This window comes from Actinosynnema sp. NPDC023658, assembly GCF_040639995.1.
Lineage (GTDB): Bacteria > Actinomycetota > Actinomycetes > Mycobacteriales > Pseudonocardiaceae > Actinosynnema.
The window spans coordinates 1-6,623 of sequence record NZ_JBFAAX010000318.1 but is presented as its reverse complement, the minus strand read 5'-3'; the positions used below and the strand labels follow the sequence as shown (position 1 = coordinate 6,623).

Here is a 6,623-nt window from a genome sequence, read left to right as displayed (position 1 = left end):
CGCGAGACGAACTACGAGCGCGCCGACTCGACGCTCTGGTCGAACCTGCTGCGCAGGAAGGTCGCGATCGCGCACGAGCGCCCCGACCGGTCGCCTGGTCCGCACCGAGGCGGGCAGCGACCTGGTGCTCACCCGGACGTTCCGCGCACTGGCCGACGACGTGTGGGCGAGCCTGACCGAGCCGGAGCGCACAGCCCGGTGGTTCGGGCCGTGGGAGGGCGAGGCCGGGCCGGGGCGGACGGTGAAGGTGCAGATGGCGTTCGAGGAGCAGGGGCCGTGGATCGAGGTCCGCATCGACGCCTGCGACCCGCCCAGGCGGTTGGTCGTCTCGATGCTGGACGAGGGTGGGGCGGACCAGGGCGGAGCGGACGACGCCGGCACCTGGCGGATGGAGCTCCTGCTGTCCGAAGTGGACGGTGTCACCGAGTTGCGCCTGGTGCACCACCTGGCGACCGAGGAGGGCGTCGGTGAGGTCGGACCGGGCTGGGAGTACTACCTGGACATGCTGGTCGCCTCCCGCGCCGGCTCGCCGCTGCCCGACTTCAACGACTACTACCCTTCCCAGAAGTTGTACTTCGAGGGTCTGGCCACCTCCTGACCTGTCGCACCGAGAAGCCTTCCCCGCCACCGGACTCGCGGTGGAGCCGGACCCAAGGCGACTGGGAGCGGTCCCGGACGGCTCCCGCAGGGGGCGGCCGACGTGGTGTCGCTGCCGCGCCTCGACGACAGCGTGAACTTCGGCCGTGTGGATGTCCGGCATTCGCGTGACGAGGTGCTGCGATTTGGCGCAGGTGCGAGTACGGTCGGGTGCGCAGCGGGTTGAGCCAGCAGCTACTGCCTTCTTCGACCCCGAGGAGGCTGCGGGCCGTGAAAACAGAACCTTTCGGACACCCGTTCCGGGTGGAACGCCAAGTGCACGGTTATGCCGTCGTCGTGCGCGTCGCCGGTGAGGTCGACGCGCTGACCGTCCGCGAGCTGAAACACGAGATCGCGGTCGGCCTGGCCCTGGCCACCCCGCCCGCCCCGGTGGTGGTGGACCTGACCGAGGTCGAGTTCTTCTCCGCGGCGGGCTTGAACGCGGTGCACCGTGGCCATCTGGCGGCCAAGGCCGCCGGCGTGCAGCTGCGCGTGGTGGCCGGCCACCGCAACGTCCTCCGGCCGTTCGAGATCAGCGGCCTGGACCAGGAGATCACCCCCTGCTCCACCCTGGCGGAAGCGCTGACGGTGCACACGCCCAAGGGCGTCCGACGGTTCGCCCTGCCTACGACCTGATCCACTTCCGATCCTGTCCGCCTGGCCGGGCGGCCTGCGGGGCACTCGGTCATCGCAGCCGGAGGACGATGGCTGCGACGATCTCGGCGAGCCGACCTGTGCTAGTCGGCCTTGTCCGCGAGGACCGCCTCGGGTCGGACGCGGATGCCATCGAGCAGCGGAAATAGACGCGGAGTGTCCCTGGCCTGGCCCGGGATGCATCAGGATGTGCATCGGCAGGCCGCGTCCGTCGACCGAGTCGTCCTTGACGATCACCCGGTCCGGGCTGGGCTGCCAGGTGCCGTCCGCGGTTCACAACCGCAGCCGCTCGTGCGCGGGTTTCCAAGGCCCGTGCCGCTGGGGCAGGTCGCGCCACGGTGCGCCGGTGCGCCGGTGCGCAGCTGCCCCGAGATCGCATTGATCACCTGACGGTGCTCCCGCCACCTGCGGTCACGCCCTGACACCGGTGACAGCGGCTCGATCCTTCGCGTCTGCCGCCCTCCCGGTGTCTTGGGGTCAGCCGGCGTACGGCACGGCCTTGATCAAGGTGACCTTCATCGTGCTGCCGTTGGGCAACTCGTACGCCCGCGCCTCGCCCTCCTTCGCGCCGAGCAACGCCTTGCCCAGCGGTGACGAGGGGGAGTAGACCTCCAGGGCGCCGTGCGCGCCCTCCTCACGGGTGGCGAGCAGGAACTCCTCGGTCTCGTCATCCCCGTCGTAACGCACGGTGAGGACCATGCCGGGCGCCGCGACGCCCGTCACCGTGGGCGCCTCGCCGACCTTGGCGACCCTCAGCAGCTCCTGCAACTGGCGGATGCGGGCCTCCTGCTTGCCCTGCTCCTCGCGGGCCGCGTGGTACCCGCCGTTCTCACGAAGGTCACCCTCTTCGCGACGCGCGTTGATCTCCGCAGCAATGACCGGGCGATTCTCGATCATCTCGTCCAGCTCTCCCTTGAGCCGGTCGTAGGCCTCCTGGGTCAGCCAGGTCACCTCAGTGTCGCTCACGGTCACCAACTCCTCGTCTTGCTCCGGCCCACGGCGTGGGCTGGCAGTTCCCGGGCGCACCAGCCCGGAACGGAAAAACACGGCCCGCGTCGGGGCCGTGCTGAAAGGCCAGAGTAACACGCAGAGAACGTTTGCCGACGCCGTTTTGTTCCCCGATCGGCCACTAAACCCGCAGATCACCCGCTTGGCCGCTACCTCGTGGACAGGTACGCCGGAACCTGGTAGGTACAGCCGAACACCTCGCCGGTGACGGGGAGCTTGGACGTCTTCAGCAGGGTCGTGGCGCGCACGGTGTCGGCGCCCGGCTCGACCAGGACCTCCCGCCGGCCGGCCTCGTCCCCGTCCCCGGAGCGGGCGCGCACGATGCACACCACGGGCTGGTCGGGCGTCCGCCTGACCACTTCGAACGTGATCTCGACCGAGTTGTCGTCCACCACGTGGAACGCGGTCTGCTTGGCCTCGACGGGCATGGTGCCGAGGTTGCGGTAGCCGACCCACGCGACGACCCCGCCGACCAGCACCGCGATCACGGGGAGTGACCACCGCGCCCACCTGGGCAGGGACCCGCGCGGCTTGCCGTACCGACCTTCGGGCAATGCCACTGTCCGAACCCTTCCCGCCCGTGGGGAACAATGTCCCTCGACCACCGCGTTGAGTGTCGCAGGGACCGGACCCGACAGGTCCGGCAGGGGCGAGGAGGAGCACCACCGTCATGGTTGAGAAGCTGCGCCTGATGGCGGTGCACGCGCACCCCGACGACGAGTCGAGCAAGGGTGCCGCGACGATGGCCCGCTACATCGCGGAGGGCCACGAGGTCATGGTCGTGACCTGCACGGGGGGCGAGGCGGGCAGCATCCTGAACCCCGCCATGGACCGCCCGGACGTGCTGGAGAACATGGCCGAGATCCGCCGCGCGGAGATGGCGCGCGCCGCCGAGATCCTGGGCGTGCAGCACCGCTGGCTGGGCTTCGTCGACTCGGGCCTGCCCGAGGGCGACCCGCTGCCGCCGCTGCCGGAGGGCTGCTTCGCGCTCACGCCGCTGGAGGAGTCCACGCCGCCGCTGGTCGAGGTGATCCGCGAGTTCCGCCCGCACGTGATCGTCACCTACGACGAGAACGGCGGCTACCCGCACCCCGACCACATCCGCTGCCACGAGGTGTCGGTGGCCGCGTTCGACGCGGCGGGCGACCCGGAGCGCTACCCCGAGCTGGGCGAGCCGTGGCAGCCGCTGAAGCTGTACTACTCGCACGGCTTCTCCCGCGCGAAGCTGCTCGCGTTCCACGAGGCGCTGGTCGGGGAGGGCCAGGAGTCCCCGTACGCCGAGTGGCTGGCGGGCTGGCCGACCGACCGGCCGGACGTCATCGAGCGGGTCACCACCCGCGTCGAGTGCGCCGACTACTTCCCGGTGCGCGACGAGGCCCTCAAGGCCCACGCCACCCAGATCGACCCGGAGAGCCGCTGGTTCGCCGTGCCGCTGGAGATGCAGCGCGCGGTGTGGCCGACGGAGGAGTACGAGTTGGCGCGGTCGCTGGTCGACAGCACCGTGCCCGAGGACGACCTGTTCGCGGGCGTCCGGGAGAGGGTGACCGCGTGACCTCGTTCGGCCCGGTCCAGTGGGAGCAGACCACGGCGGTCGTGCAGGCCCGGCAGCCGTCCACCGACAAGGACCCGGGCGGCCAGCAGGAGGACTTCGGCAAGTCCTCCCCGCTGGGCCTGCTGATCCTGGTGCTGTTCTTCGTCGCCGTGGTGTTCCTGGTCAGGTCGATGAACAAGCACCTGCGCAAGCTGCCCGCGTCGTTCGACCAGGCGGACACCGCCGCCGACAAGGCCGACGCCAAGCCCGACGGCGGCGGCGAGGGCGGCGGCGCGAAGGGCTAGCGCGGCCGCTGCTCGTACCAGGTGCGGCGGGCCGGGACGGACACGAGCTCCCGCTCCGGGTAGCGCAGCGCGGTGAGGGTGCCCCCGAACACGCAGCCGGTGTCCAGGCACAGGGTGTTGTTCACCCACTCCGGCTCCTCGACCGGCGTGTGTCCATAGAGGACCATCGCGGCGCCCCGGTAGTCGCGCGCCCACGGGTGGCGCACCGGGAAGCCGCGGGCGTCGTACTCGCCCGTGTGCACGCCCCACAGGGCCAGCGCCCGCGTGCGCGCCGACTCGCGCCCGTGGTAGCGCTCGGGCAGCCCGGCGTGGGCGATGACGAGCGCGCCGCCGTCGAGCACGTAGTGCGGCACGAGCGAGTCGCAGAACTCCAGCACCTCGGCGCGGAACTCCGGCGTCTCGCGGTCCAGCTGGTCCAACGAGTGCTCCAGGCCGTGACCGACCTGCACCTCGTGCCCCTTGAGCGCGCGGACCAGCTTCTCCTCGTGGTTGCCGCGCACCGAGATCGCCGTGCCCGCCGCCACCATCGCCATGACGAGCCGCAGCACGCCCGGCGTGTCCGGACCGCGGTCCACCAGGTCGCCCAGGAACGCCACCTTCCGGCCCTCCGGGTGCACCCCCTCGGGGGAGTAGCCCAGCTCGCGCAGCAGGTGGACGAGCTCCACCCGGCACCCGTGCACGTCACCGACCACGTCGAACGGCCCGGTCTCGTGGCGCAGGTCGTGGGGCGGCGGCTCGCCGGAGGGCTCCATGCGCCCAGTCTGGTCGACCGGTCGACCGGTCGGCGGGTTGTCCGGGAATTACTGTGGAGCCATGACGAACCGGCTCGCGTCCTCGACCAGCCCGTACCTGCTCCAGCACGCCGACAACCCGGTGCACTGGTGGCCCTGGTCGCCGGAGGCGTTCCAGGAGGCGCGCGAGCGGGGCGTGCCGGTGCTGCTGTCGGTCGGGTACGCGGCGTGCCACTGGTGCCACGTGATGGCGCACGAGTCGTTCGAGGACGAGGCCACCGCGGCGTACATGAACGAGCACTTCGTCAACATCAAGGTCGACCGCGAGGAGCGGCCGGACGTGGACGCGGTGTACATGGCGGTCACGCAGGCGCTCAGCGGCCACGGCGGGTGGCCCATGACGTGCTTCCTCACCCCCGACGGCGAGCCGTTCTACGCGGGCACCTACTACCCGCCGTCGCCGCGGCCGGGGATGCCGTCGTTCGGGCAGGTGCTGGAGGCCATCGAGCACGCGTGGCGCGAGCAGGGCGACGAGGTGCGCCGGTCGGCGGCGGGGATCGTGTCGCAGCTGGCGTTCAAGCCGCTGCCGCAGTCCACTGTGGACGACGAGGTTCTGTCGGGCGCGGTGGTGTCGCTGCTCGGGCACTTCGACCGGGCCAACGCCGGGTTCGGCGGGGCGCCGAAGTTCCCGCCGTCGATGGTGCTGGAGTTCCTGCTGCGCCACCACGAGCGGACCGGGTCGGTCGAAGCCCTGTCGATGGCGCGCGCGACGTGCGACGCGATGGCCGACGGCGGCCTGTACGACCAGCTCGCGGGCGGGTTCGCGCGCTACAGCGTCGACGCGGCCTGGGTGGTGCCGCACTTCGAGAAGATGTTGTACGACAACGCCTTGCTGCTGCGCACCTACACGCACCTGAGCCGTCGTGAGGACAACCCGCGGTACCGGGCCGTGGCGCGCGAGACGGCGGAGTTCCTGATCCGCGACCTCGGCACGCCGGAGGGCGGGTTCGCCGCGTCGCTGGACGCCGACACCGAGGGCGTCGAGGGCTCGACCTACGTGTGGACGCCCGCGCAGCTGGTCGAGGTGCTGGGCCTGGCGACCGGAGCGCGCGCCGCGGCCCTGTACGGCGTGACGGACGAGGGCACGTTCGAGCACGGCACGTCGACGTTGCGGATGCTCGGTGAACCGGACCCGGGGATCGCGGCCAAGCTGCTCGAAGCCCGTGACCGCCGGCCGCAGCCGGGACGTGACGACAAGGTCGTGACGGCGTGGAACGGCCTGGCGATCGTGGCGCTGGCCGAGGCGGGCGCGGTGTTCGGCGAGCCGCGCTGGGTCGAGGCGGCGGCACGGGCGGCCTCCCTCGTGCTCGACGTGCACCTGGTCGACGGGCGGCTGCTGCGCACGTCGCGCCACGGCGTGGCGGGCACGGCCGCGGGCGTGCTGGAGGACTACGGCTGCTTCGCGGACGGCCTGCTGGCGCTGCACCAGGCGACCGGTGACGTCAAGTGGTTCACCGTCGCCTGTGGACTGCTCGACACCGCGCTGGAGCGGTTCGCCGGCGACGAGCCCGGCGTCTACTACGACACGGCCGACGACGCCGAGGCGCTGGTGCAGCGGCCGTCGGACCCGTCGGACAACGCGAGCCCGGCCGGGGCGTCGTCGCTGGCCTCGGCGCTGGTGACGGCGTCGGTGCTGGGCGGGTCGTCGACCTACCGCGACGCCGCCGAGGCCGCCGTCGCGCGGGCCGGCCTCCTGGC

7 protein-coding genes and 2 pseudogenes are annotated in these 6,623 nt (G+C 71.7%); 5 read left to right on the top strand and 4 right to left on the bottom strand.

From position 1 onward, the window contains the following. Both AB0G02_RS25135 and AB0G02_RS25130 read left to right on the top strand, forming a co-directional pair. A partial coding sequence (locus AB0G02_RS25135; RefSeq protein WP_360798004.1) for an SRPBCC family protein occupies positions 1–598 on the top strand: 598 nt, incomplete at its 5' end. 269 nt (positions 599–867) lie between these two features. Continuing rightward, entirely contained in the window at positions 868–1,272 is a 405-nt protein-coding gene (locus AB0G02_RS25130; RefSeq protein WP_360798002.1) for an STAS domain-containing protein, read from the top strand. A 318-nt stretch (positions 1,273–1,590) separates the two neighbouring features. Here the strand turns inward: AB0G02_RS25130 and AB0G02_RS25125 are convergent. The 3 genes and pseudogenes from AB0G02_RS25125 to AB0G02_RS25115 all read right to left on the bottom strand — a co-directional run. Continuing rightward, positions 1,591–1,691, bottom strand: a pseudogene (locus tag AB0G02_RS25125) (IS5/IS1182 family transposase); the annotation flags it as partial. 76 nt (positions 1,692–1,767) lie between these two features. Beyond that, positions 1,768–2,262 carry a transcription elongation factor GreA gene (greA, locus tag AB0G02_RS25120; RefSeq protein WP_360798000.1) on the bottom strand — a complete coding sequence of 165 codons (495 nt, stop codon included), beginning with the start codon at positions 2,260–2,262 and terminating at the stop codon, positions 1,768–1,770. Between the two features lie 185 nt (positions 2,263–2,447). Further along, on the bottom strand, positions 2,448–2,858 hold the full coding sequence (locus AB0G02_RS25115; RefSeq protein WP_360797998.1) for a DUF4307 domain-containing protein: 411 nt from the start codon (positions 2,856–2,858) through the stop codon (positions 2,448–2,450). A 110-nt stretch (positions 2,859–2,968) separates the two neighbouring features. On the opposite strand from AB0G02_RS25115, the gene mca reads away from it, so the two are divergent. Both mca and AB0G02_RS25105 read left to right on the top strand, forming a co-directional pair. Further along, positions 2,969–3,850 (top strand): mycothiol conjugate amidase Mca, encoded by an 882-nt coding sequence (mca, locus tag AB0G02_RS25110; RefSeq protein WP_360797996.1) that lies wholly within the window; start codon positions 2,969–2,971, stop codon positions 3,848–3,850. Between the two features lie 41 nt (positions 3,851–3,891). Then, the gene (locus AB0G02_RS25105) at positions 3,892–4,134 is read left to right on the top strand and encodes a hypothetical protein (RefSeq protein WP_360798006.1); all 243 of its coding nucleotides are present in this window, start codon (positions 3,892–3,894) and stop codon (positions 4,132–4,134) included. A gap of 11 nt (positions 4,135–4,145) precedes the next feature. Here AB0G02_RS25105 and AB0G02_RS25100 read toward each other — a convergent pair. Further along, positions 4,146–4,871: pseudogene (locus AB0G02_RS25100) on the bottom strand (metallophosphoesterase); the annotation flags it as partial. Positions 4,872–4,947: 76 nt separating this feature from the next. On the opposite strand from AB0G02_RS25100, the gene AB0G02_RS25095 reads away from it, so the two are divergent. Then, positions 4,948–6,623: thioredoxin domain-containing protein (locus AB0G02_RS25095; RefSeq protein ID WP_360797994.1), on the top strand; the 1,676-nt coding region annotated here is incomplete at its 3' end.